Source organism: Abyssibius alkaniclasticus (genome assembly GCF_020447305.1).
GTDB lineage: Bacteria > Pseudomonadota > Alphaproteobacteria > Rhodobacterales > Rhodobacteraceae > Abyssibius > Abyssibius alkaniclasticus.
Map to the genome: position 1 here is coordinate 1,255,714 of NZ_CP095732.1, position 23,510 is coordinate 1,279,223.

23 protein-coding genes are annotated in these 23,510 nt (G+C 60.9%); 15 read left to right on the forward strand and 8 right to left on the reverse strand.

Annotation, left to right across the window (positions count from 1 at the left end; all coding sequences use genetic code 11):
* The first annotated feature begins 68 nt into the window (after positions 1-68).
* Genes LGT41_RS06400 through LGT41_RS06420 form a run of 5 tightly spaced genes read left to right on the forward strand, consistent with a single transcriptional unit; the run spans position 69 to position 5,411 of the window.
* Positions 69-740 (forward strand): SURF1 family protein, encoded by a 672-nt coding sequence (locus tag LGT41_RS06400; RefSeq protein ID WP_337993027.1) that lies wholly within the window; start codon positions 69-71, stop codon positions 738-740.
* An 11-nt stretch (positions 741-751) separates the two neighbouring features.
* Positions 752-2,146 carry a threonine synthase gene (thrC, locus tag LGT41_RS06405; protein ID WP_274129286.1) on the forward strand — a complete coding sequence of 465 codons (1,395 nt, stop codon included), beginning with the start codon at positions 752-754 and terminating at the stop codon, positions 2,144-2,146.
* Positions 2,143-3,402 carry a M16 family metallopeptidase gene (locus tag LGT41_RS06410; protein WP_274129287.1) on the forward strand — a complete coding sequence of 420 codons (1,260 nt, stop codon included), beginning with the start codon at positions 2,143-2,145 and terminating at the stop codon, positions 3,400-3,402. Before thrC ends, LGT41_RS06410 begins: the two co-directional genes overlap by 4 nt.
* A gap of 3 nt (positions 3,403-3,405) precedes the next feature.
* Entirely contained in the window at positions 3,406-3,990 is a 585-nt protein-coding gene (locus LGT41_RS06415; RefSeq protein WP_274129288.1) for a GNAT family N-acetyltransferase, read from the forward strand.
* 8 nt (positions 3,991-3,998) lie between these two features.
* Positions 3,999-5,411 carry an FAD-binding oxidoreductase gene (locus LGT41_RS06420; RefSeq protein WP_274129289.1) on the forward strand — a complete coding sequence of 471 codons (1,413 nt, stop codon included), beginning with the start codon at positions 3,999-4,001 and terminating at the stop codon, positions 5,409-5,411.
* A gap of 73 nt (positions 5,412-5,484) precedes the next feature.
* Here LGT41_RS06420 and LGT41_RS06425 read toward each other — a convergent pair whose 3' ends face one another.
* From LGT41_RS06425 to LGT41_RS06445, 5 genes are all read right to left on the reverse strand, one after another.
* Positions 5,485-5,991: a GNAT family N-acetyltransferase gene (locus LGT41_RS06425; protein ID WP_274129290.1), complete on the reverse strand. Its 507-nt coding sequence runs from the start codon at positions 5,989-5,991 to the stop codon at positions 5,485-5,487.
* Between the two features lie 2 nt (positions 5,992-5,993).
* Positions 5,994-6,533, reverse strand: coding sequence for an adenine phosphoribosyltransferase (locus tag LGT41_RS06430; protein ID WP_274129291.1), 540 nt, complete (start codon positions 6,531-6,533; stop codon positions 5,994-5,996).
* The gene (locus LGT41_RS06435) at positions 6,533-7,510 is read right to left on the reverse strand and encodes an AAA family ATPase (RefSeq protein WP_274129292.1); all 978 of its coding nucleotides are present in this window, start codon (positions 7,508-7,510) and stop codon (positions 6,533-6,535) included. The genes LGT41_RS06430 and LGT41_RS06435 overlap by 1 nt, the downstream gene beginning before the upstream one ends.
* Before the next feature lie 93 nt (positions 7,511-7,603).
* Positions 7,604-8,479 carry an S-methyl-5'-thioadenosine phosphorylase gene (locus LGT41_RS06440; RefSeq protein WP_274129293.1) on the reverse strand — a complete coding sequence of 292 codons (876 nt, stop codon included), beginning with the start codon at positions 8,477-8,479 and terminating at the stop codon, positions 7,604-7,606.
* 13 nt (positions 8,480-8,492) lie between these two features.
* Positions 8,493-9,104, reverse strand: a complete 612-nt coding sequence (locus LGT41_RS06445) for a flavin reductase family protein (RefSeq protein ID WP_274129294.1) — start codon at positions 9,102-9,104, stop codon at positions 8,493-8,495.
* Positions 9,105-9,264: 160 nt separating this feature from the next.
* Between LGT41_RS06445 and LGT41_RS06450 the strand changes: the two genes are divergently transcribed.
* Positions 9,265-9,795, forward strand: a complete 531-nt coding sequence (locus LGT41_RS06450; RefSeq protein ID WP_274129295.1) for a GNAT family N-acetyltransferase — start codon at positions 9,265-9,267, stop codon at positions 9,793-9,795.
* On the opposite strand, the gene ptsP is transcribed toward LGT41_RS06450, so the two are convergent.
* From ptsP to LGT41_RS06465, 3 genes are all read right to left on the reverse strand, one after another.
* Positions 9,792-12,044, reverse strand: a complete 2,253-nt coding sequence (gene ptsP / locus LGT41_RS06455; protein WP_274129296.1) for a phosphoenolpyruvate--protein phosphotransferase — start codon at positions 12,042-12,044, stop codon at positions 9,792-9,794. The two genes, LGT41_RS06450 and ptsP, sit on opposite strands and share 4 nt — an antisense overlap.
* Positions 12,045-12,070: 26 nt before the next feature.
* A complete protein-coding gene (locus LGT41_RS06460) occupies positions 12,071-13,324 on the reverse strand; it encodes an aspartate kinase (RefSeq protein ID WP_274129297.1) in 1,254 nt (417 codons plus the stop codon).
* A 66-nt stretch (positions 13,325-13,390) separates the two neighbouring features.
* Complete coding sequence (locus tag LGT41_RS06465; protein ID WP_274129298.1) at positions 13,391-13,810, reverse strand: DUF1178 family protein; 420 nt, start codon at positions 13,808-13,810, stop codon at positions 13,391-13,393.
* Between the two features lie 133 nt (positions 13,811-13,943).
* Between LGT41_RS06465 and LGT41_RS06470 the strand changes: the two genes are divergently transcribed.
* The 9 genes from LGT41_RS06470 to LGT41_RS06510 all read left to right on the forward strand — a co-directional run bounded on the left by LGT41_RS06470 (position 13,944) and on the right by LGT41_RS06510 (position 23,508).
* Positions 13,944-15,164 carry an ATP-binding protein gene (locus LGT41_RS06470; protein ID WP_274129299.1) on the forward strand — a complete coding sequence of 407 codons (1,221 nt, stop codon included), beginning with the start codon at positions 13,944-13,946 and terminating at the stop codon, positions 15,162-15,164.
* Positions 15,165-15,294: 130 nt separating this feature from the next.
* Positions 15,295-16,332, forward strand: a complete 1,038-nt coding sequence (locus tag LGT41_RS06475) for a substrate-binding domain-containing protein (RefSeq protein WP_274129300.1) — start codon at positions 15,295-15,297, stop codon at positions 16,330-16,332.
* 73 nt (positions 16,333-16,405) lie between these two features.
* Positions 16,406-17,782, forward strand: coding sequence for a phosphate ABC transporter permease subunit PstC (gene pstC / locus LGT41_RS06480; protein ID WP_274129301.1), 1,377 nt, complete (start codon positions 16,406-16,408; stop codon positions 17,780-17,782).
* Between the two features lie 9 nt (positions 17,783-17,791).
* Positions 17,792-19,096, forward strand: a complete 1,305-nt coding sequence (gene pstA, locus LGT41_RS06485) for a phosphate ABC transporter permease PstA (protein WP_274129302.1) — start codon at positions 17,792-17,794, stop codon at positions 19,094-19,096.
* 14 nt (positions 19,097-19,110) lie between these two features.
* Entirely contained in the window at positions 19,111-19,908 is a 798-nt protein-coding gene (pstB, locus tag LGT41_RS06490) for a phosphate ABC transporter ATP-binding protein PstB (protein WP_274129303.1), read from the forward strand.
* A gap of 11 nt (positions 19,909-19,919) precedes the next feature.
* A complete protein-coding gene (gene phoU, locus LGT41_RS06495; RefSeq protein ID WP_274129304.1) occupies positions 19,920-20,618 on the forward strand; it encodes a phosphate signaling complex protein PhoU in 699 nt (232 codons plus the stop codon).
* A gap of 9 nt (positions 20,619-20,627) precedes the next feature.
* Positions 20,628-21,326, forward strand: a complete 699-nt coding sequence (gene phoB / locus LGT41_RS06500; protein ID WP_274129305.1) for a phosphate regulon transcriptional regulator PhoB — start codon at positions 20,628-20,630, stop codon at positions 21,324-21,326.
* A gap of 94 nt (positions 21,327-21,420) precedes the next feature.
* Positions 21,421-22,275, forward strand: a complete 855-nt coding sequence (sseA, locus tag LGT41_RS06505; protein ID WP_274129306.1) for a 3-mercaptopyruvate sulfurtransferase — start codon at positions 21,421-21,423, stop codon at positions 22,273-22,275.
* 51 nt (positions 22,276-22,326) lie between these two features.
* Entirely contained in the window at positions 22,327-23,508 is a 1,182-nt protein-coding gene (locus LGT41_RS06510; RefSeq protein WP_274129307.1) for an amino acid aminotransferase, read from the forward strand.
* Positions 23,509-23,510: the final 2 nt, after the last annotated feature.

The following is a 23,510-nucleotide window of genomic DNA, read 5'->3' on the forward strand; positions in this document are numbered from 1 at the left end:
CGGGTCAGTAGCGCAACAAAACACACGCGGGTCCGGCAACGGGTCCGCGTTTTTCCTTGGGGATTATCATGAAACGCTATGTCTTTGCGCTGGTTCTGGGCCTGGTCGGCTGTGCGATTCTCATCTCGCTGGGCGTGTGGCAGTTGCAGCGCATGAATGTGAAGCTGGCCGCGATTGCCGAAATTGACAGCCGTATTTCCAGCCCGCCCGTGCCCGTGCCGCTGGCGCCCGATGCGAAGCGCGACAAGTATCTTGCCGTGCAGGCCAGTGGACTGCTGCAGGATCAGGCGCTGCGCATCTATACCAGCCGCACGAACGAGGGCGCGGGCTACCGCATCATTCAGGTGTTCGAGACAGATGGCCGCCGTCTGATGGTTGATCGCGGCTTTCTGCCCATCGAGGCGGATTCCGACGTGACCGGCCCGGTTGCGGTTGACATAACGGGCAATCTGCACTGGCCCGATGAAACCTCATCCTGGACCCCGGCCCCCGATATTGCCCGCAATCGCTGGTTCGCGCGCGATGTGGCAACGATGGCGGCCGCGCTTGGCACCGAGCCTGTGCTGATTATTGCACGAACGCTTGACCCTGACACCTTTACCGCGCGGCCTATTCCGGTAAGCTCCGCCGATGTGCCCAACAACCATTTGGAATATGTCATTACCTGGTTCTCACTCGCGCTGGTTTGGGCGGGGATGACAGTTTACCTGCTTTGGCGTATCAAGCGCCGGACAGCCTGATAGGAGTTTCAATGCGCTATATCTCGACCCGTGGGCAGGCCCCCAGCCTGAGCTTTGAAGACGCGATGCTGACAGGGTTGGCGCGCGACGGCGGGCTGTATGTGCCTGAAACCTGGCCGCAGATAAGCCATGACGAGATTGCCGCGCTGGCAGGCAAAAGCTATGAAGATGTGGCATTCGCCGTGATGCGCCCCTTTGTGGGCGACACATTCAGCGATGACGAGTTCCGCAAGATCATCAAGGCCGCCTATGGCCGTTTTCGCCATGCGGCCCGCGTGCCGCTGGTGCAGATCGGCAGCAACGAATTTCTGATGGAGCTGCATCACGGCCCGACGCTGGCCTTCAAGGATGTGGCGATGCAGCTCATTGGCCAGATGTTTGAAGTCGCGCTTGCCCGCAGGGGCGAACGGGTCACGATTGTTGGGGCCACCAGCGGCGATACCGGCAGCGCCGCGATTGAAGCCTTTCGCGGGCTCGATGCGGTGGATGTGTTCATCCTGTTTCCGCATGGCCGCGTTTCCGACGTGCAGCGCCGACAGATGACCACACCGGCCGAGGCCAATGTTCATGCGCTGGCCGTTGATGGCGATTTTGATGAATGTCAGGCGCGGCTCAAGGACATGTTCAACGATTTCGCGTTTCGTGACGATGTGCGCCTTGCCGGCGTCAACTCGATCAACTGGGCGCGGGTTCTGGCGCAGGTGGTGTATTACTTCACCAGCGCCGTGGCGCTTGGCGCGCCGCACCGCAAGATCAGCTTCACCGTGCCGACCGGCAATTTCGGCGATATCTTTGCGGGCTATGTGGCCAAACGCATGGGCCTGCCGATTGACCGGCTTGTTGTGGCCACCAACCGCAACGATATTCTGCATCGCGGGTTGCAAAGCGGCGTGTTTGCCAAGGAAGGCGTGGCGCCCTCCATCAGCCCGTCGATGGATATTCAGGTGTCATCGAATTTCGAACGGCTGCTGTTTGATCTTTACGACCGTGAAGGCAGCGCGGTGGCGCAGCTTATGGATGATCAATCCGCCAAGGGCAGCTTTACCCTGTCGCAAGGTGCCGCCGAACGCTTGCGCGCCGAGTTTGACTCTGGCCGGTGTGACGAGGCTGAAACCAGCGCGACGATCAAGCGTGTTTACGCAGAAACCGGCGAGATGATCTGCCCGCATTCCGCCGTGGGCGTGAAGGTGGCGCAGGATTGCCGTGGCGATAGCGTGGTGCCTATGGTCGTGCTGGCCACCGCCCATGCCGCCAAATTCCCCGATGCGGTTGAGGCGGCGACAGGCACGCGCCCCGGCCTGCCACCGCATATGGCCGATTTGTTCGACCGGGCAGAGCGGCAGACCCGCGTCGCCAATGATCTTGCGGCGCTGAAGGCCATTGTGCGCGAAAGGAGCCGCCGATGAGCGTGCAAACCCATGTGCTTGAGTCAGGGCTGACCATTGTCACCGAGGCGATGGACCATCTGGAATCCGCCTCGCTCGGCTTTTGGGTCGGGGTTGGCACGCGGCATGAAACGCTGGCGCAGAACGGCATTGCGCATTTCATGGAGCATATGGCGTTCAAGGGCACGCAGCGGCGCTCGGCCCTGCAAATCGCCGAGGCGATTGAGGATGTTGGCGGCTATCTGAACGCCTATACCAGCCGCGATACCACCGCCTATTACAGCCGCGTGCTGGCGGGCGATGTGCCGCTGGCGCTGGATGTGCTGGGCGATATTCTGCTGGAGCCCACCCTGGCCGATGCCGAGGTGGAAATCGAGCGCGGGGTGATTTTGCAGGAAATCGGCCAGACGCTTGATACGCCCGATGATATCATTTTCGACTGGTTGCAGGAAATCGCCTATCCGAACCAGCCGATGGGCCGTTCGATTTTGGGAACCGAGGAACGCGTGCGCGGCTTTCAGCGCGACGATCTGGCCAGCTTCATCGGCCAGCATTACAGCCCCGACCGAATGGTTCTGGCGGCTGCCGGCGCGGTTGATCATGATGCGATTGTAAAACAGGCCGAGGCGATCTTTGCCTCTGCCGCCAACCGCCCCGCGCCTGAGGTTGCCCCGGCGCAATATCAGGGTGGCGAGCGGCGCGAAGTAAAAGATCTGGAGCAGGCGCATATGAGCCTGTGCCTGCCCGCCCCTGCCTATCAGGATGCCAGTTTCTTTGATGCGCAGGTGTTTGCGCTGGCGCTTGGTGGCGGCATGTCCTCGCGGCTGTTTCAGGAATTGCGCGAAAAGCGCGGGCTTTGCTATTCGATCATGGCCAGTGCCAGCGCGGGCAACGATAATGGTTTGCTGACCATTTACGCAGGCACATCCGAGGCTGACCTTGCCGAGCTTTCCACCGTCACGATTGATGAAATCCGCCGCGCGGTCGATGACCTGAGCCAGGCCGAGATTGACCGCGCGCGCGTGCAGCTGAAAGCCGGTATGCTGATGGGGCTGGAAGGCGCCAGCGCACGGGCCGAACGGCTTGCGCGCTCTACCGCCATTTGGGGCCGGATCATTCCGCTCAGCGAAACCGTGGCCAAGATCGATGCGGTAAGCCGGCAAACCGTGCGCGATTTTGGCGCAACGCTGCTCAACCAGCCGATGGCCGGCGCGCTTTATGGCCCGATTGGCCGCGCCCCCAGCATTGCTGCGCTTTCCGCGCGGCTGGCCGCCTGAGCGGTGCTTTGGGCGCGCAAAGCCAAACAATTGCGCGGCGCGCGCATTACATTGCGTTTGCCCGTTATGGCCGACCATGCCAACTGGCGCGGGCTGCGTTTGAAAAGCAGCGCCTTTCTTGCCCCCTGGGAGCCGCTGCGCGATAGCGATTTTCTGGGGCGCGGCGCCTTTCGCAACCGTGTCTGGTGGGCGCGGCGCAGCGCCGAGCAGGACCGAGGGCTGAGCTTTCTGATCTTTCGCAACGATGACGGGTGCCTGCTGGGCGGCATCACGCTGGACAATATCCGCCGTGGCCCGGCAATGGCGGGCAGCCTTGGCTACTGGATGGGGCAGGAATTTACCAACCAGGGCTATATGACCGAGGCCGTAAAGCTGGTGGTTGACCATGCCTTCAGCCAGCTGAACCTCAGCCGCGTCGAGGCCGCCTGCCTGCCGGAAAACGCCGCCTCGCGCGCGGTTCTGGAACGCTGCGGCTTCAAATATGAAGGTGTGGCGCAAAGCTATCTGCAAATTGCCGGGCGCTGGCGCACACATGTGCTATATGCCAGCTTGCGGCGCGACCGTCGCGGCAAGACCGATGCGGGCTAGGGGGTGAAATGCTGCTGAACGACGCCAATGAAGCCCTTTTGCGCGACATCAAGGCCATTGTCGGCGATATCGGAATGCGCCCCCCCAGCCATGATGACCTGCACGAGCCACGCGGGCTGGTTGTTGGCCGCGCGGCCGCAACCGTGCGCCCCTCGAATACGACCGAGGTTTCTGCTGTTCTCAAGCTTTGCCACGCGGCGCGGGTCGGGGTTGTTCCGCTGGGCGGCGGCACGGGGCTGACAGGCGCGCGCAGCCTGGTTGACGGGGCACTGCCGATACTGCTGTCGCTCGACCGGATGAAGACCATTCGCAGGAAGGATGCCGACGCCCAAAGCCTGACGGTTGAAGCCGGTGCGATTTTGCAGAATGTGCAGGATGTGGCGGCTGATATGGGGCTGCTTTTCCCGCTTAGCCTCGCCTCGGAGGGGTCAGCGCAAATTGGTGGCGTGCTAAGCACCAATGCGGGCGGGGTGAATGTGCTGCGCTACGGCAATGCGCGCGACCTGTGCCTTGGGCTGGAAGTTGTGCTGGCCGACGGGCGCATCTGGCACGGGTTGAGCGGGCTGCACAAAGACAATACCGGCTATGATTTTCGCCATCTGATGATCGGGGCCGAGGGCACTTTGGGCGTGATCACCGCCGCCGTGCTGCGGCTGTTTGCGCAACCGACCCAGCGGCTGGCCGCGTGGATTGCTGTGGACAGCCCCAAAGCGGCGCTGGCGCTGCTTGGCCGGATGCGCGCGGATTTGGGCGATGTCATTTCCGCCTATGAACTGATTGATCGCACGGGGCTGGAATTTCTGGGTGAGGCCGGTGTGATGGCGCTGCCTGCTGGTCTGCCCGATAGCCCGTGGGTGGTGCTGATGGAGTGCGGTGCAGGGCCGGGCGAAGATCTGGGCGCACGCATCGAGGCGGCCCTGGGCGCGGCATTTGAAGCCGGGCTTTGCCAGGATGCGTTGATGTCGCAATCCGAAGCGCAGCGCGCGCGCTTCTGGCAGATGCGCGAACGAATCCCCGAAGCGAACCGCGCTATCGGGGCGGTGTCGAGCCATGATATCGCGCTGCCGCTTGCAGCTATCCCCGCTTTCATTGATGCCGCGCGCGGCGCGATCGACCCTGTGCTGCGCATCAACTGCTTCGGCCATCTGGGCGATGGCAACCTGCATTTCAACATTTTCCCGCCGCAGGGCAAAAAGGGCCGCGATTATCGCGAACATGCCGATGGCGTGAAGCGCGCGGTCTATGACCTTGTGGCCAGATATGGCGGCAGTTTCAGCGCCGAACACGGCATCGGGCGGCTGAAGCTGAACGAGCTGCGCCGCTATGGCGACCCGGTGAAGCTGGAGATGATGCGCGCAGTCAAGGCGGCACTGGACCCGGCGGGAATTTTGAACCCCGGCGCGCTGGTGCCCGAGGGCTGAGCCTTGCCGCGCGGGCAGATGCCTCCGGCGGGGATATTTTTAAGCAAAAGATGAGGGTTTTGCAGGTTGACGATTAGGGCAATTGCAGCTGGAACAGCGTGCCTGTCGGGCTTTGCGGGTTGGGTCGCGCCGTAAAGCCCGCCTTTTTTAGCACGCGCGCCGAAGCGGGATTGTCTGCGTCAACACCAGCCAATAGCTTTATTGCCGGGAAATTTGCGCGGCAGAACGTGATGAAACCTTCAAGGAGTTCGGTCGCAAAACCCTGCCCCCAGTTTGGTTCTGCGATCAGATAGCCAAGATGACAGTCAGGCGTGGCCGCGGGTTCAATATGCAGCAGCATGAGCCCGATGAGTGCCGTCTTGTCCCGGTCGCGGATGACAAGAACATCGCTATTGGCGGATTGGGTTGCGATCCATTCCGTGATGGACCGGCCTTTCAGTTGAAGCGAGGGCGGGAGGGGCGCCAGCACAGGCGGCGTTAGAATCTGGCTGAGTTCTGCCTTGAAACCACGCGGGTTTGCAAGCGCGTCTTGGATGGGCAGAACACGCAACCGTGGTGTTGAAAACGCCAGTCGGGGCACGGCTAATCGCCTTCAAACTCACACAGGCTATGCACATCCATGCCCATTTTGGCCAACCTTGCGCGGCCGCCAAGGTCGGGCAGGTCGATGACAAAGGCGCTGGAGACGACCTTGCCGCCGAGCCGTTCGATCAGGCGGATGCCCGCTTCGGCGGTGCCGCCGGTGGCCAAAAGATCATCGACCATCAAGATACGTTCACCGGGTTCAATCGCGTCGGTATGAAGCTCCATCACCGCCTCGCCATATTCAAGCTGATAGGCTTGTTCCACCGTTTCCCCCGGCAGCTTGCCCTTCTTGCGGATCGGCACGAAGCCCACGCCAAGCTGGTGGGCAACCGCGCCGCCAAGGATGAAGCCGCGTGCTTCCAGCCCGGCAACCTTGTCGATTTTCTGGCCGGCATAGGGGTGCAAAAGCTGGTCGATAGCGATGCGAAAGCCGCGTGCATCGGCAAACAGCGTGGTGACATCGCGGAACATGATGCCCTTATGCGGAAAATCGGGGATGGTGCGGATATAGTCGCGCACGGTTTTGCTGTTGGGCATCAACCTGTCCTTTTCGGGGTTTTGAGCATATCGGCGGCAATAGCAATGGCCTTGGCCTGGCGCGCGGCATAATCGCCGGAAACAATGGTGTAGCTGGCGCCGTGGGCCTGCAATTTCGCCTCGGTCAGCTCGTAAAAGCGGCGGCGCAGATCGGCGCGGGCGAAATAGCGGATAGGGTCGTTTTCCCAGGGGATTTCCGGGTCGAGCAGCAGGTAATGTTCGGGCAGTTCGATGCGTGCTTCGAGGTCGGGCAGGCTGTGGCCCAGCAGCATTTCGGCCCAGACGGCGGTGAGCAGCGGGTCGGTATCTTCAAACAGCAGCGGGCCGGCCATCATGGCCAGCGTGCGGCGGTGGGCGACATGGCCATCGACGATGAAGTGTAATTCCTCTGCGCGGTAATCACCCTCGGCGCGGTATTTTTCGTAAGGGCGGCCATATTCCGGCACGTAAGGCCCGCCAAATTCGCGCGCCAGCACATCGGCCAGATAGGATTTGCCGGTGCTTTCCGGCCCGACAAGCGTGAGCCGTTTCTGATACCAGGGCCGCACGACACTCGGCAGCGATTTCCAGTGTTCATTGGGGTTGGCACGAATTTCGGCGCTATCGGCGGGATAGGCCATCCACATCGGGTCGAGAATGAAATGCTGCGCGCCAAGCGCGCGGGCGAGGGTTACGATGTAGTCTTCCGAACCGATGACACGATCGATCGGCTCGGGGTGAAAGCCACGGATGATGCGCGCCCAGCCCGGATCGTCGGAGGGGAGCGGCTCGTCGCCATTGTTCTGCACGATCACTTCGGCCAGCGGAAAGAGTTCCTGCATCCAGCCCTTGCGCACGGCGGGTGGAATCGGGTCGGCATCGCTGGCCGACAGGATGATCGTCAGCCGGTCCACCAAGTGCTGCGCGGTGCGCACAAGGGCGACATGGCCTTCATGGGGCGGCATGAATTTGCCGAGGATCACGCCGGTCGTTGTCATTCGCGCCATCCCTTGTCCATTGGCCTTCATTACGCGGGGCCTTGGCAGCTTAGCGGCTGGATTTGCCAAGGAACAGGGGTGCGTGCGGGTTTTTTAACGGTTCAGAACGCGGCCCGCCACGGCATCGAGCCTGGCCAGCAGCGCCGGGTCGCGGGCTTCGGGGGCGGTCATGATGCCGAATTCCAGCGCGCGGTCGCAGCCATGCGGGCAGGGGGCGCGACGGGCGCCAAGCAAGGCGGGCAGACGCGCCACAAGATCACGCGCCTTGGCCGAGTTGCCCTGCAACGTGCCGATGATCTGGGCGATGTCGACAGTGCCATGTTCGGGGTGCCAACTGTCAAAATCGGTGATCATGGCCACGGACGCATAGCAAAGCTCGGCTTCGCGGGCGAGTTTGGCTTCGGGCATATTGGTCATGCCGATCACATCGGCCCCCCAGCTTTCCCGATACATTTTGCTTTCGGCGATCGAGGAGAATTGCGGCCCCTCCATTGCCAGATAGGTGCCGCCGTTATGGATGGTTACACCTGCCGCCTTGCCCGCCGCCAGCGCATGGGCTGAAAGCCGCGCGCATGTCGGATGCGCCATTGAGACATGGCCAACGCAGCCCGTGCCGAAGAAGGATTTTTCGCGCGCGAAGCTGCGGTCGATGAACTGGTCGACCACCACAAAGTCACCCGGCGCCATGTTTTCGCGGAACGAGCCGCAGGCGGAAACGGAAAATACATCGGTGACGCCAAGCCGCTTGAGCGCGTCGATATTGGCGCGGTAGTTGATAGTGGTGGGGCTATGCACATGCCCGCGGCCGTGGCGTGGCAAAAAGGCCATGCGCACACCGTTCAGCGTGCCGGTCAGAATGGCGTCAGACGGTGCGCCCCAGGGGCTGGCAACGTCTTGCCATGTTGCGTCCTTCAACCCGTCAATCTCGTAAAGCCCGCTGCCGCCGATAATGCCGATCACCGTGTCCATAATGCCCCTCGTTTTATTTCTGGCCGGGGCGGGTAAGCTGGAACAGATCCCCCGCGGCGCAGTAATCTCTATAGCCGAGCCGGGCCACAGGCTGATAGGCCGCCACGTTCAACATTTCGTTTTCCATGAACCGATCTTGGATATGGATGCCGACAACCTCGCCGATGGTCATGGTGTTCTCATCGCCCGGAAGCTCGATGATCCGCCACAGCCGGCATTCCAGCGCGGCGGGGCTGGCGGCCACGCGCGGCACATCCACCACGCGGCAGGGGGCTTTTTGCAGCCCCGCCAGTTCAAACTCGTCATGCCCGGCATCATAGGGCCCCGAGGTGATGTTCATGGCATCGACCAGCTCGCGGCTGACGATATTGACCACAAATTCGCCACTGGCGCGGATATTGGCCAGCGAATCCTTGCCGCGCGCACGGTCTTGCTTGCTGCCGGTCGAGCCGAACATGACCATTGGTGGCGCATCGGAAATGGCATTGAAAAAGCTGTAGGGGGCCAGATTGGCCGTGCCATCGGCATTGCGCGTGGAAATCCAGCCAATCGGGCGGGGTGCGACGATGGCTTTGAACGGCGAATGCGGTGGTTTTGGGTCGTCGGTGCCGGGGCGATAGAACATATGGTGGTTTCCTGTTTGCGGGGAAACTATGTGCATGTTACCCAAGTGTCGAGACCCAGGGGAGCATAATCCGATGAACCAGTGCAGCGCGCGACGATAACGGCCAGGCCACCCATTCCGTCCGCCCGTTTTCGGCCCCCGTCAGGTATCGGATTTTCTGATGTTCCAATTCACCCCTGAATCTCCGTTCGACTGGTATGAGGTCGAGTATCTGCTCGACACCTGCTTTGCGCCGGGGCGCACGGCGCTGTCATCCTACCGGCTGCGCGACGGGATCCCGCCGCTGGCGGGCCTGTCGCTGGTGGCGCGCGATGAATATGACGTTCTGGGCGGCTCGATCCGCTATTGGCCCATTCGCATTGGCGTGGCAGGCCATGCGGCGCTGCTGCTTGGCCCGGTGGCCGTGCATCCCACCCGGCAGGGCGAGGGGCTGGGGGCGCTCTTGATCAATGACAGTCTGCACCGGGCAAGGGCGCTTGGCTGGAGCCGCGTGGTGCTGGTGGGCGACGAGCCCTATTACAAACGTTTCGGATTTGACCGGGCGACGGCGATGGCGCTGGATTATCCGCCCCCCACCAACCCCGACCGCCTGCTCGCCCAGGCCCTGCAGCCCGGCGCGTTTGACGGGGTTTCGGGCATGGTGCGCAAATGGGATGGCGCAGACCTGGTGCAGGGCCGCGCGCCGGATTAGCTCACCAGCTTGGCAATCCAGTCGGTCAGTGCGGGGCGGGCGGAGATTTCGCCGCGCTCGCGGGCAGAGATGATCACCGCGCGGGCTTCATCAAGATCGACCAGCCGCAAGATGCGTTTGACCGGGCCAACCGAAGCGGGGCGCATGGACAGGTTGCGCAACCCCATTGCCGCCAGTGCCAGCGCCTCGAGCGGGCGGCCGGCATCTTCGCCACAAAACGAAACGGGCGTGCGGGCTGCGGTGCAGCGCTTTACGATATGTTCGATGAAATCCAGAAAACTGAGGTTCAGCGTGTCATAGCGGCGGCGCACAAGCTCGTTTTCACGATCGGCCGCAAAGAAGAACTGCTTGAGGTCGTTGCCGCCGATCGACAAAAAATCGGTTGTCTTGAAGAACATATCCGGCGCATAGGCAAGGCTGGGGGTTTCCAGCATTGCGCCGATCTTCAGATCGGAGGGCACCACATGCTTATGCGCCACTTCGCGGGCAATTTCGGCATGGACCATATCGCGCGCCTGCAGATATTCATCCGTTTCGGCCACGAAGGGGAACATCACGCGCAAGGGTCGCCCCTTGGCGGCGCGGATCAGCGCCTGAAGCTGCATCCGCATCACACCGGGCCTGTCGAGCCCCACGCGAATGGCGCGCCAGCCCAAGGCGGGGTTCGGCTCTTCAACCCGTTTGAGATAGGGCAGCACCTTGTCCGAGCCGATATCGAGCGTGCGGAAGGTCACCGGCATATCGCCCGCCGCGTCCATCACGCGGGTGTAAAGCGAGACGAGGTCATCGCGGCGCGGCATCCGGGCATGAATGAGAAACTGCAATTCGGTGCGATACAGCCCCACGCCTTGCGCCCCACAGGTGTTCAGGCTGGGCAGGTCGGCCATTAGCCCTGCATTCATATGCAGATCGACCACCACGCCGTTGCGCGTTTCGGCCGGCAGGTCGCGCAGGGCGGCATATTCATGCTGGGCCTCGGCCTGCATGGCCAGCTTTTCGCGAAAGGCCGCAACGATTTTTTCTTCCGGGCGCAGATGCACCACGCCGCTATCGCCATCCACCAGGATCGGGTCGCCATTCAGCGCCTCGCGGCTGATATGTTCCGCCTGAATGACCAGCGGAATGGCCAGCGCACGCGCCACAATCGCGGCATGGCTGCCAACGCTGCCCTCTTCCAGCACAACACCGATGATCTTGCCGGCGTAATCCAGCAACTCGCCCGGCCCGATATTGCGCGCCACCAGCACGGCATTGTCGGGAATATCGCGGCCATTGGCCCCTTCGCCGCCCGACAGAATGCGCAAAAGCCGGTTGGACAGGTCATCCAGATCATGCAGGCGCTCGCGGATATAGGGGTCGGCGACGCGCTCCATGCGCATCCGGGTGCTGGTCTGCTCGCGCTCCACCGCCACAATCGCCGCAAGGCCGGAATCGATCGAGGCTTCCATCCGCCGCCGCCAGCCACGGTCTTGCGCGAACATGCGATAAGTATCCAGAACATCGCGGTGGTCGCCCGCCTCATGGGCGAAATCCGCCTCATACATGCGGTCCACTTCCGATTGCAGCGTTTCAATCGCGGCCGCCAGCTTGGCCATTTCCACATCCGGGTCATCGGCCACGGGGTTGGCCACCACGACCTGCTGTTCGTGCAACAGAACCACGCCTTCGGCGGCACCTTCCTGGCCGATCAGCCCGCGCGCAAAGAACGGCCAGCTATGCTGGGTAGGCACGGAAAGGTCATCGGGCCCGGCGAAAACGCCAAGCTCGGTCATTTCCGCCAGAACCATCGCCACGATTTCCAGCGCGTAAATCTCGTCATCGGTGTAGATGCGCGGAGCGGTGTTTTGCACAACAACCACACCCAGCACGGCACCAAGGCGCGAAATGGGCACGCCCAGAAAGCTCGAATAGATCTCTTCGCCGGTTTCAGGGCGGTAGCTGAAGCCCTTGGCCTTTGGCGCATCGGCCTCGTTCACCGGATTGGCCGATTTCACGACCCGCCCGACAAGCCCTTCGCCAATGCGCAGGCGCGTATTATGCACCGCTTCGGCGCGCAAACCTTCGGTGGCGCAAAGCTCCAGCGTTTGCTCGTCGCGGCGCAGATAGATCGAACACACCTCGGCAGCCATCGATTCGGCGATCAGCCGCACAATGCTGTTCAGCCGGTCCTGCCCTTCGCCGGCCTCGGCCATGACCGCGCGCAGACGTTGCAACAGAATGCGTGATTCGACGCCTTTTGATGAACCCATCTATCCGGCCTTTTTGGGGGGATATGTCATGAAACCTTGTGCAACTCAAAGGCATCATGCAGCGACTGCACGGCCAGTTCCATATACTTTCGGTCAACCAGCACCGAAACCTTGATCTCGGATGTGGTGATGACCTTGATGTTGACGCCATCCTCGGCCAGCGCCCTGAACATTTTCTGCGCAACGCCTGCATGGCTGCGCATTCCGATGCCGACAATGGAAACCTTGGCGACATTCTCATCCATATCCAGCGCACGAAACTCGATCTCACCCGCGCTTTGCGCGGCTTCAATGGCGCGCACGGCGCCGGGCACCTGATCATGCGGGCAAGAGAATGTCATATCGGTGCGCCCGTCCTCCGAGATGTTCTGCACGATCATGTCGACATTGACGCCCGCCTCGGCCAGCGGGCCGAAAATGGCGGCCGCCACGCCGGGGCGGTCAGCCACGCTGATCAATGTCACCTTGGCCTCATCGCGCGAATAGGCGACGCCTGAAACGATACGGGATTCCATAATTTCCTCCTCATCGCAGACAAGCGTTCCCGGCTCGTCGCTAAAACTGCTTAGCACCTGAAGGCGCACTTTGTAACGCATTGCCAGTTCAACCGAGCGGGTTTGCAGCACTTTTGCACCCAGCGAGGCCAGTTCGAGCATTTCTTCATAGCCCACGCGGTTCAGCTTGCGGGCCTTGGCGGTGATGCGCGGATCGGTCGTATAGACCCCGTCAACATCGGTATAAATATCGCAGCGTTCGGCGTTGAACGCGGCGGCAAAGGCCACGGCGGTGGTGTCAGAGCCGCCGCGCCCCAGCGTTGTCACGCGGCCATCATCGCCCACACCCTGAAAGCCGGCCACCACGGCCACCTGCATACCATCGGCAAACTTGGCATTGAAATTATCGTTCGGAATGTCGACGATGCGCGCCGCCCCATGCGCCGATGTGGTTTTGAGCGGCACCTGCCAGCCCTGCCAACTGCGCGCCTGAATGCCCATTTCCTGCAGGACAATCGCCATCAGCCCCGAGGTGACCAGCTCGCCCGAGGCGACAACCGCATCATATTCGCGCGCATCGTAAAAGCCGGGCGTGCCCGCCGCCCCGCCCGCCGAAGCCTCGCGCACATAGCCGACAAGCTTGTTGGTTTCACCCGACATGGCCGAAACGATGACAATCACCTCATAGCCGCGCTCGACCTCGCGCTGCACTTTCAGGGCCGCATTGCGAATGCGGTCGATATCGGCCACCGAAGTGCCGCCAAATTTCATGACCAAACGGGGCATATACGCCGCTCCAGGCTGGTTGCGTCGCGCTCTATTAGCCAAAAGCTTTGGCAGCGGCAAGCGGCGCTAGCTGTCGCGGCGCTTTTGCCAGGGCAGCGGGGCGACGGGAATACCGTCTTCCAGCAGGGCACGGGCATCCTCGAGCTTCGCTTCGCCGTAAATCGGCTTTGACGGCAAATCGCCCTCGTGCATTTTGCGGGCCTGTGTGGCGAAATTCTTGCCCACATCGGTGGCTTCGGCCTCGAATTTTTTGCGCAATTCGCGCAAGGCCTGCTCGGCAGGGGTGGCGGGCGCGCTTAACGGATGGGCATTTTGCTGCTCGGCAAGCGAGACGGCGGGCGCCATGATTGCCTTTGAAACCGCGGTATCACCGCATACGGAACAGGCCACCAAACCACGGTCTTGCAGCCGCTCGTAATCGGCATTGGAGCCGAACCACGAGTCAAACACATGCCCTTTGGCGCATTCAAGCGAGAACCTGATCATGGAAAGCCTGTCTTGTTAACGTCACCATTGAGATATATCGCGCTTATGTAAATGCAATCAACCACGCGGGACATTCGACCCAATGTTCAGAAAAACCGCCAGTTATTTGCCTTTGGCCTGCGTTTTGGGGCTGTTGGCAGGCCTTATTGCAACCTTTACCGATTCGGGCTGGATCGTGGGTGTGGCCGCGTTTCTGCTGGTGCTGCTGTTTGGCATGTTCCGCGATGTGCAGACCGAAATACCGGAACTGCCCCCCGAGCAGCCCGCCCCGCTTTCAACCGACCTGCCGCTGGGCTTTGGGCGCGCCATGCTGCGCGGCCTGCCCTCGCCGTTGATCGTGTTGTCGCGCAAGGGGCGGGTGATTTACGCCAACTCTGCCGCCGAAGCCCTGGTCAGCCATGTCGAGGTGGGCGCGCATATTTCCAATATTTTCCGCGCACCGGAATTTGTTGCCGCACTTGGGCGCGCGCAAGCCAGCGGGCAACCCCAAAGCGTGGCCTTTGCCGCGCGGCTTGGCACCGAGCGGATATTGGAGGCCCAGATCGGCCCGCTGCCCAAGGGCAATGATTTCGGGGTGACTGCGCATACGATCCTGCAGATCGAAGACCGCACCCAGGCCCGCCGCATGGAAACCCTGCGCCGTGATTTCATTGCCAATGCCAGCCATGAGCTGCGCACGCCGCTGGCCTCGATCATCGGTTATATCGAAACGCTGCGCGGCCCGGCACAAGACGACCCCGAAGCACAGGCCGAGTTTCTGGGCATCATGGCGCGGCAGGCCGCCCGGATGCAGCGCCTGGTCGATGATCTGATGAGCCTGTCACGTATCGAGCTGAACGCGCATCAGCGCCCCGATGGCCGCTGCGACCTGACCGAGCTTGCGGCGGAATGTATCCGCGCGCTGGCGCCATCCTCGCTGCTGGAAGATGTTCAGGTTGTCATGGCCGGCGCGGCTGCGCCCTGCTTTGTTGTGGGCGACCGCGACCAGCTTTTGCAGGTGCTGACCAACCTGATTGACAACGCCATCAAATATTCCGGCCAGGGTGGCAAGGTAACGATCACGCCCAATATGACCAGTTCGCGCCATCCAGGCCAATGGGGGCTGAGCGTGCAGGATACCGGGCCGGGCATTGCGCGCGAACACCTGCCGCGCCTGACCGAACGCTTTTACCGCATCAGCGCCGCCAAAAGCCGCGACAAGGGCGGCACCGGGCTTGGCCTTGCGATTGTAAAGCACATTCTCAACCGGCATGGCGGGCGGCTGGACATCGATTCGACCCTGGGCGAAGGAAGCACTTTTACCATCTGGGTTCCGTCATATCCCGACCGAGACCCGGAACCGGAACCGGAATAGCACCTGAAAACAAACACTTGGACTGTCACAAAACTGTTGTCGCTTTGTTATATTCCTGCCGCAGCTTGTCACGATTGTGACGACGCCGGACAAAGGGTTCGGCTGTACGCAAATCTACGGAGTATCACTCGTGAAAACCCAAAGCATTCTACTCGCAGCCGTTGCCGCTGTTGCCGCAACCGCCGCAATGGCGCAGACACGGAGCGAAATCCGTATCGTCGGCTCGTCCACTGTGTTCCCCTACACGCAAGCCGTGTCTGAACAATTCGCCAACCTGACCGGCATGTCCTCGCCGATCGTTGAAAGCACCGGCACCGGTGGCGGTATGCAGATTTTCTGTGGCGGCATCGGTGAAGCGTTTCCCGACATTACCGGCGCATCGCGTGCCATGAAAGCATCGGAATTTGAACTCTGCGCCGAAAATGGCGTAACCGATATCACGGAAGCCAATATCGGCTCGGACGGCCTGTCGATCGCGATTTCGAACGCGAATGATTTCGCATGGGATCTGACACGTGCAGAGATCTATCTTGCGCTGGCCGCAGAAGTTCCGGTTGACGGCGAATGGGGCCCGAACCCCTACACGATGTGGTCGCAGATCGACGCGCGCCTGCCCGAAGTCGAGATCATCGTGCTTGGCCCGCCGCCAACCTCGGGCACACGCGATGCTTTTGTCGAGCTTGCAATGTGGGCTGGCTGCGAAGAACTGGACTATGTTGCCAACGGTGGCTTCGACGGTGACTGGGTTGAAGAAAACTGCTCGCGTATGCGCACCGATGGTCCGTTCATCGAAGCCGGTGAGAACGACAACCTGATCGTTCAGCGCCTGAACTCCGATACGAATGCATTGGGTATTTTCGGCTACTCGTTCCTGTATGAAAACCTCGACACGCTCAAGCCGGTTCTCGTTGAAGGCGCCGAGCCGAACCCGGATACCATCGCTTCGGGCGAATATCCGATCTCGCGCCCGCTGTTCATCTACATCAAGAACGCACATCGCGGTGTTATCCCCGGCCTGAACGAGTTCATCGAAGAATACATGTCTGAAGATGCGATGGCGCCGGGTGGTTACCTGACCGAGCGTGGCATGGTTGCGCTTTCTGATGCGGCGCGCGCCGAAGTTCAGGACAATGTTCTTTCTGGCAAAACCATGATGGCTCCGGAATAATCCGGTCAATCCAATCGATCCGCCCGGGCATGACGCTCGGGCGGGTTTCGACTTCTGCGCACCGGGAACAGCTATGACACTGCTCGCCTTTCTTTTGCTTTTTACCGCCGCCATTCTGGGGTATCTGATAAACCGGCGTGCGGCGTTCCTTATCCGTAAAAGCGGTGGCAAGCTGCATTCACTGACCGGGTTCCACAGCATGTATGCGCTGCTGGTCGTTCTGGTCCCGGTATTTGTGCTGATTGTCGTCTGGCTTGTGCTGAAAGCGCCGGCGATCAACGCGCTCGTCATGTCCGGCCTGCCCGAGGGTGTTCTTGACGGAATGGGAACCGGCGAACTTCAACTGGTGTTTGCCGAAATCCAGTCACTTGCAGCCGGTCAGGTTTTTGGCACGCCCGAAGACTGGAAGATCGTCGCTGCCGAGCAACTCGTCAGTTATCGCGCCACATCATCCTGGCTGTTGCTTGTGATCGTGGTCGCCTCTGCGCTGGCATTGATGCTTTATGCGCGCAGCAAGGTCAGCGCGAATTTCCGCGCCCGTCAGAGTGTTGAGAAGATTATCTCCGGTCTGATGATCTTCTGTTCTGTCGTCGCGGTTTTCACAACCATCGGCATTGTCGCCGCGCTGACTTTCGAAACCTACAAATTCCTGACAATGGTGCCGTTAACAGACTTCCTGTTCGGGCTGAACTGGGAGCCGCAGATCCCCATTCGTGAAGACCAGATCGCTGCCGAAGGTGCATTCGGGATTGTTCCGGTCTTTTTGGGAACGCTCGTTATTGCCACGGTTGCCATGCTGATCGCGCTTCCCATTGGTCTGCTCACCGCGATTTACCTGAACGAATTTGCCTCGCGCAGGGTGCGCGAAATCGTCAAACCGGTAATGGAAATCCTTTCGGGTGTGCCTACGGTTGTTTATGGCTTCTTTGCCATTCTGGTGGTTGCCCCGGCCATGCGCAGTTTCGGGCAGTCTATCGGGCTGGATGTTGCACCGAATACCGCGCTTGCAGCCGGTGGTGTGATGGGGCTCATGCTGATCCCGTTTATTTCGTCTTTTGCCGATGACGCGCTATCGGCTGTTCCCCAGTCGCTGCGCGACGGGGCGCTGGCATTGGGTGCAACGCGCGCCGAAACGGTTCTGGGTGTTCTGTTTCCTGCCGCAATTCCCGGCATCGTCGGTGGTGTGCTGCTGGCAGTCAGCCGCGCGATTGGCGAAACGATGATCGTGGTCATGGCGGCCGGTCTGATTGCCAAACTCACAATCAACCCGCTTGATAGTGTAACCGCCGTGACGGTGCAGATCGTGACACTGCTGATCGGTGATACATCGTTTGACAATCCCAAGACGCTCGCAGCCTTTGCACTTGGAATGGTGCTGTTTCTTGTCACGCTGATGATCAACATCTTTGCCTTGCGGATTGTCCGCAAGTATCGCGAAATCTACGATTAGGGCTTATCCATGACCGATACAACAAGCGCCCCAAGTGGCAAACGCCCGACCCGTGCAACCGACGATCTTGTGCGCGCCAGTCTCAAACGCCGTAACCGCAAGCAGGTGATGATTCAGGCGCTCGGCCTAGCTGCGATCATTTTCGCCATCGGGATGCTCGGCATCCTGATCGCGTCGCTGGTTACAAGCGGTCGTTACGCCTTCACGCAAACGCATGTCGAGATTTCGGTCTTTGTCGATCCGGAAGAGATCAGCGAAGAGCGGCTGCCACGCGGCGGGTTCCGCGATGTGCTGGCGGTTGCAATGGGCCAGTATTTCCCCGATGTGGACCTGAGCGATCGTGCCGCTGCGCGCGCGCTAACCGCGATACTCTCGGATGGTGCCCAGTTCCAGTTGCGCGACATGGTTGCCGCCGACCCGACACTCATCGGGCAGACCGTTCGCCTGCGCGTGCCGGTTTCCGATCCGTATGACCAGTTGAACAAAGGCCTGATCGCGCGCGACACGCCCGAAGATCGCCGCCGCATAAACGATGCCGAGGTCGAGCGTTTCGACCGGCTCGTCGAACTTGGCCTTGTTTCACGCCCGCTCAACTGGGCGCTGGTTGCCAATGCCGACTCGCGGTTTCCCGAGCTTGCAGGCTTGAAAGGCGCGCTGGTCGGTTCGTTCTGGGCTTTGCTTGTGTGCTTTCTTATCGCCTTCCCGCTGGGCATTGGCGCGGCCATCTATCTTGAGGAATTCGCCCCCAAGAACAAATTCAGCGACTTCATCGAGGTCAATATCAACAATCTTGCTGCGGTGCCCTCGGTTGTGTTCGGTTTGTTGGCGCTTGCGGTGTTCATCGGCTGGTTCGGTATGCCCCGCTCGGCCCCCTTTGTTGGTGGTATGACGCTGGCGCTGATGACCATGCCAACGATCATCATTGCAACACGCGTCGCGCTCAAGGCTGTGCCACCATCCATTCGCGAGGCGGCGTTGGGGGTTGGGGCATCCAAACATCAGGTGGTGTTCGGCCATGTGCTGCCTTTGGCCATGCCCGGAATTCTGACAGGCACGATCATCGGTCTTGCGCAGGCATTGGGTGAGACCGCGCCGCTGCTATTGATCGGCATGAATGCCTTTATCACCTCTGCCGCCTCAACCCCTTTTGACAGTGCCACCGCCCTGCCGACCCAGATTTTCATCTGGGCAGACAGCCCCGAGCGCGGCTTTGTCAGCCGCACATCGGCGGCGATTCTGGTGTTGCTGGCTTTCCTGATTACAATGAATGCGATTGCCATTTATCTGCGCAGCAAGTTTGCGCGCAAATGGTAAGAGAGGATCAAGCGATGTATGACAATCCCAGTCAGGAGGCCGTTGTGGCTGAAACCAGCATGAAGTTTACCACGAAAGACGTGAACGTCTTTTATGGCAAAACACAGGCAATCACGAATGTCTCGATCGATATCGAGGACAAGACCGTAACGGCGTTTATCGGCCCTTCGGGCTGCGGAAAATCTACCTTTCTGCGCTGTCTGAACCGCATGAATGACACGATTGATATCTGCCGTGTATCCGGCGATATCCGGCTCGACGGTGAAGATATCTATAACAAGGATATCGACCCCGTGCAGCTGCGTGCCCGGGTGGGTATGGTCTTTCAAAAGCCAAACCCTTTCCCGAAATCGATCTATGACAATGTTGCCTATGGCCCGCGCATTCACGGCCTGACCAACACCAAAGCCGAGTTGGACGAGATCGTTGAAACGTCGCTGCGCCGCGCAGCCCTGTGGAACGAGGCCAAGGACAGGTTGAACGAGCCCGGCACCGGGCTTTCGGGTGGCCAGCAGCAGCGCCTGTGCATTGCGCGCGCCATTGCCACGGCGCCGCAGGTATTGCTGATGGACGAGCCGGCAAGCGCGCTCGACCCGATTGCCACTGCCCGGATTGAAGAGCTGATAGATGAACTTCGCACCGATTTTTCGGTGGTCATCGTGACCCATTCCATGCAGCAGGCCGCCCGCGTCAGCCAGAAAACCGCGTTTTTCCACATGGGCGACCTTGTGGAATATGGCGATACGACCGAGATTTTCACCAATCCGCGCGAGCAGCGCACGCAAGATTATATCACCGGCCGTTTCGGTTGATGGAGGACAATATGGGACCGCATATCGTATCGGCATTTGATGATGACCTGATCGCCGTTCAGGGCAAGATTTCGGAAATGGGCGGGCTGGCGGAAGAATTGCTGCGCAACGCGCTGGAAGCCGTGCAAAACCGCGATGCCGAAATGGCCGCGCAGGTGCGCGAGCGCGACAAGGTGCTTGATGCGCTGGAGCTTGAGCTTGAGACAATGGCCACCCGCGTGATTGCGCTGCGCCAGCCAATGGCCCAGGATTTGCGGGTGCTGATCTCGGCGCTCAAAATCGCCTCGACCCTGGAGCGTATCGGCGACTTGGCCAAGAACATTGCGCGCCGCGCCGCCTATCTGGCCAATGCCCGCCCGGTGAAAATCTCCCATTCCATCGTGAATATGGGGCAGGCCACGCTGGCGCAACTGTCCGAAGTGCTGGATGCGCATGGCTCGCGCAATGCCGAACAGGCCGTGGCGATCTGGAAGAGCGATGTGAAGATCGACGAGATGTATAACGCCATCTTCCGCGAGGTTGTGACCTATATGATGGAAGACAGCCGGATGATCGGGCTCGGGAGCCAGCTTTTGTTCGTGGCCAAGAACCTCGAGCGTATCGGCGACCATACGACCCATGTTTCCGAGATGATCTACTACATCGTCAAGGGCGAGCCACTGGGCGATGACCGCCCCAAGGGCGAGCCCATCGGGCTGGATTTTGAATAGGGGCTGGATATGGGCGCACGGGTTCTGATTGTCGAGGATGAAAGCGCGATCAGCACGCTGCTGCGCTACAACCTGACACGCGAAGGCTATGATGTGTCGCTGTGTGAAGATGGCGACGAGGCGCTGGCAGCGGTGGGCGACAACACCCCCGATCTGGTGATACTGGACTGGATGCTGCCCGGCCTGTCGGGCGTTGAAATCTGCCGCCAGCTGCGCGCGCGCAGTTCTACCAAAGACCTGCCGATCATCATGCTCACCGCGCGCGGCGAGGAAGAAGACCGCGTGCGCGGGCTGAACACCGGGGCTGATGATTACCTGACCAAGCCCTTCTCCATGTCCGAGCTTATGGCGCGGCTGCGGGCCGTTCTGCGCCGCCGTGCGCCCGGCATTGCCACCAATGCCACCAAGTTCGGCGATATTGAACTCGACCGCGAAGCCTGCCGCGTGCATCGTGCCGGGCGCGAGGTAAAACTGGGGCCGACCGAATTTCGCCTGCTCGATGCGCTGATCAGCCGCCCGGGCCGCGTTTATAGCCGCGAACAATTGCTCGACCGGGTCTGGGGGCAGGATATTTATGTCGAGATCCGCACGGTTGATGTGCATATCGGCCGTCTGCGCCGCGCGCTGAACCTGCGCGGTGCTGCTGACCCCATTCGCACCGTGCGTGCGGCGGGCTATGCTTTTGATGAAACCTACACCCCCGCCTAGGGGAAGTGCATTTGCCCATTGCACGCGCCTGCTCTGTGCTTGTATGGGCACAGCGAAGGCGTTAGGTCTAATCTAAGCAGAAACTGGAGGCGATATGGCCTGGTCCCCGCAACCGCTTGTCAGCACGGCATGGCTGGCTGATCACCTGACCGCACCCGACCTGCGCATCATCGATGCAAGCTGGTATATGCCCGCCGACAATCGGGATGTGCGCGCGGAATATGACAAATGCCACATTCCCGGCGCACGGTTCTTTGACATCGACGAAATCTCCGATGCGCAATCAGACCTGCCGCATATGGCGCCTTCTGTCGAGAAATTCGTTTCACGGATGCGCGCCCTGGGCATTGGCGACGGGCATCGCGTGGTGGTGTATGACAGCGCCGGCATATTCTCTGCCGCGCGCGTCTGGTGGCTGTTCAACCATTTCGGCAAGACCGATGTTTCGGTGCTGGATGGCGGCCTGCCGGCCTGGATCGCCGAGCGGCGCGACACGTTGGATTTTCCACCAACTTTGCGCGACCGGCATTTCACCGCGCGGCGCAACGCCGACCTTGTGCGCGATGTTACGCAAGTCGCCGCCAGCGCCAAGCTGCGAGATGTGCAAATCGTCGATGCCCGCGCGCCTGCCCGCTTTGAAGGCACAGCACCCGAGCCGCGCGAAGGTTTGCGCTCTGGCCATATTCCCGGCGCGCGCAATCTGTTCTTCAAGGATCTGCTGACGGCTGATGGCAAGATGAAGGACAAGGACGGGCTGCGCGCGGCTTTCGCGGCGGCTGGTGTCGATCTTGACCGCCCGATCGTCACAAGCTGCGGTTCGGGTGTGACAGCCGCCATCATCAACCTTGCCCTTGTTGTGCTGGGCCATTCCAACCATGCGCTTTATGATGGGTCATGGGCGGAATGGGGTGCTTACAAAGACCTGAAAGTCGCCACCGGCCCGGCCTAGGGCGACGCCCGCGCTACACTCCGATCAACCCTGCCGTCCAAGGATGCTGCAATGCTCGAACATCTCAAACCCCAGCCTGCCGATAAGATCATCGAGCTTATCGCGCTTTATGCGGCCGATACCCGCGCCGACAAGCTTGACCTTGGCGTCGGCGTATACAAGGACGAGGCGGGCAAAACCCCGATCATGGGCGCAATCAAGGCCGCCGAGTCGCGCCTGCTGGAGGCACAGGCCAGCAAGTCTTATGTCGGGCTGCTGGGCGATCTGAATTTCGTGGCCGCCATGCGCGATATGGTGCTGGCCGATGCCGTGCCAGCCGCGCGCGTGGTTGGCGCACAAACGCCCGGCGGCACCGGGGCCATCCGGCAATTGTTCGAAATGATCCGCATGGCCAGCCCCGATGCAACGGTCTGGCTGTCGGATCCGACATGGCCCAACCATCCGGCCATTCTCAAGCATGTCGGCCTGAAGGGTGCGAGCTATCGTTACTTTGACAGCGCAACCTGCGCGGTGGATTTTGCGGGCATGATGGAGGATCTGGCCCATGCCAAAGCGGGCGATATCGTGCTGCTGCATGGCTGCTGCCACAACCCGACCGGCGCAAATCTGGACGCCGCGCAGTGGCAGGCCGTGGGCGATTTGCTGCTGGAACGCGGTCTGATCCCGATGATCGACATCGCCTATCAGGGCTTTGGCGACGGGCTCGATGCCGATGCGGCAGGGCTGCGCGGGCTTGCCGAACGTGTGCCGCAAATGCTGATCGCCGCGAGCTGCTCCAAGAATTTCGGCGTGTATCGTGACCGTGTCGGCGTGGCTTTGGCCATTGCGGCAGACGCGGATCAGGCCCAGCTTGCCAAGGGCGCGCTGACCACGCTGAACCGGCTGAACTATTCTTTCCCGCCCGATCATGGCGCCGTGGTTGTTGCCACCGTGCTGGCCGATACCGCGCTGCGCGCCAGTTGGCAGGCCGAGCTTGAGGCCATGCGCCTGCGAATGCTCGATTTGCGCAACGCTTTGGCCGCCGCCTTGCGCAAGGCCACCAATTCCGACCGGTTCGACTTTATCGCCGATCATCGCGGCATGTTCTCGCGCCTTGGCCTTTCGCCCGAGCAGGTGCAAAAGCTGCGCAGCGAATATGGCATCTACATGGTGGGTGATAGCCGGTTCAACGTGGCGGGCCTACCTGCCGAGCGGTTGGATTGGCTGGCAGGTGCCATTGCCAAAGTGCTGTAGCG

What these genes read in the sequence shown, in the direction of transcription:
- LGT41_RS06400 (WP_337993027.1), top strand. Translation starts at nt 69, where the DNA reads ATGAAACGCTATGTCTTTGCGCTGGTTCTGGGCCTGGTCGGCTGTGCG.
- pstC (WP_274129301.1), top strand. Translation starts at nt 16,406, where the DNA reads ATGACACTGCTCGCCTTTCTTTTGCTTTTTACCGCCGCCATTCTGGGG.
- LGT41_RS06460 (WP_274129297.1), bottom strand. Translation starts at nt 13,324, where the DNA reads ATGCCCCGTTTGGTCATGAAATTTGGCGGCACTTCGGTGGCCGATATC.
- LGT41_RS06410 (WP_274129287.1), top strand. Translation starts at nt 2,143, where the DNA reads ATGAGCGTGCAAACCCATGTGCTTGAGTCAGGGCTGACCATTGTCACC.
- sseA (WP_274129306.1), top strand. Translation starts at nt 21,421, where the DNA reads ATGGCCTGGTCCCCGCAACCGCTTGTCAGCACGGCATGGCTGGCTGAT.
- thrC (WP_274129286.1), top strand. Translation starts at nt 752, where the DNA reads ATGCGCTATATCTCGACCCGTGGGCAGGCCCCCAGCCTGAGCTTTGAA.
- LGT41_RS06445 (WP_274129294.1), bottom strand. Translation starts at nt 9,104, where the DNA reads ATGTTCTATCGCCCCGGCACCGACGACCCAAAACCACCGCATTCGCCG.
- LGT41_RS06450 (WP_274129295.1), top strand. Translation starts at nt 9,265, where the DNA reads ATGTTCCAATTCACCCCTGAATCTCCGTTCGACTGGTATGAGGTCGAG.
- LGT41_RS06510 (WP_274129307.1), top strand. Translation starts at nt 22,327, where the DNA reads ATGCTCGAACATCTCAAACCCCAGCCTGCCGATAAGATCATCGAGCTT.
- pstA (WP_274129302.1), top strand. Translation starts at nt 17,792, where the DNA reads ATGACCGATACAACAAGCGCCCCAAGTGGCAAACGCCCGACCCGTGCA.
- LGT41_RS06465 (WP_274129298.1), bottom strand. Translation starts at nt 13,810, where the DNA reads ATGATCAGGTTCTCGCTTGAATGCGCCAAAGGGCATGTGTTTGACTCG.
- ptsP (WP_274129296.1), bottom strand. Translation starts at nt 12,044, where the DNA reads ATGGGTTCATCAAAAGGCGTCGAATCACGCATTCTGTTGCAACGTCTG.
- LGT41_RS06440 (WP_274129293.1), bottom strand. Translation starts at nt 8,479, where the DNA reads ATGGACACGGTGATCGGCATTATCGGCGGCAGCGGGCTTTACGAGATT.
- phoU (WP_274129304.1), top strand. Translation starts at nt 19,920, where the DNA reads ATGGGACCGCATATCGTATCGGCATTTGATGATGACCTGATCGCCGTT.
- pstB (WP_274129303.1), top strand. Translation starts at nt 19,111, where the DNA reads ATGTATGACAATCCCAGTCAGGAGGCCGTTGTGGCTGAAACCAGCATG.
- LGT41_RS06420 (WP_274129289.1), top strand. Translation starts at nt 3,999, where the DNA reads ATGCTGCTGAACGACGCCAATGAAGCCCTTTTGCGCGACATCAAGGCC.
- LGT41_RS06435 (WP_274129292.1), bottom strand. Translation starts at nt 7,510, where the DNA reads ATGACAACGACCGGCGTGATCCTCGGCAAATTCATGCCGCCCCATGAA.
- phoB (WP_274129305.1), top strand. Translation starts at nt 20,628, where the DNA reads ATGGGCGCACGGGTTCTGATTGTCGAGGATGAAAGCGCGATCAGCACG.
- LGT41_RS06430 (WP_274129291.1), bottom strand. Translation starts at nt 6,533, where the DNA reads ATGCCCAACAGCAAAACCGTGCGCGACTATATCCGCACCATCCCCGAT.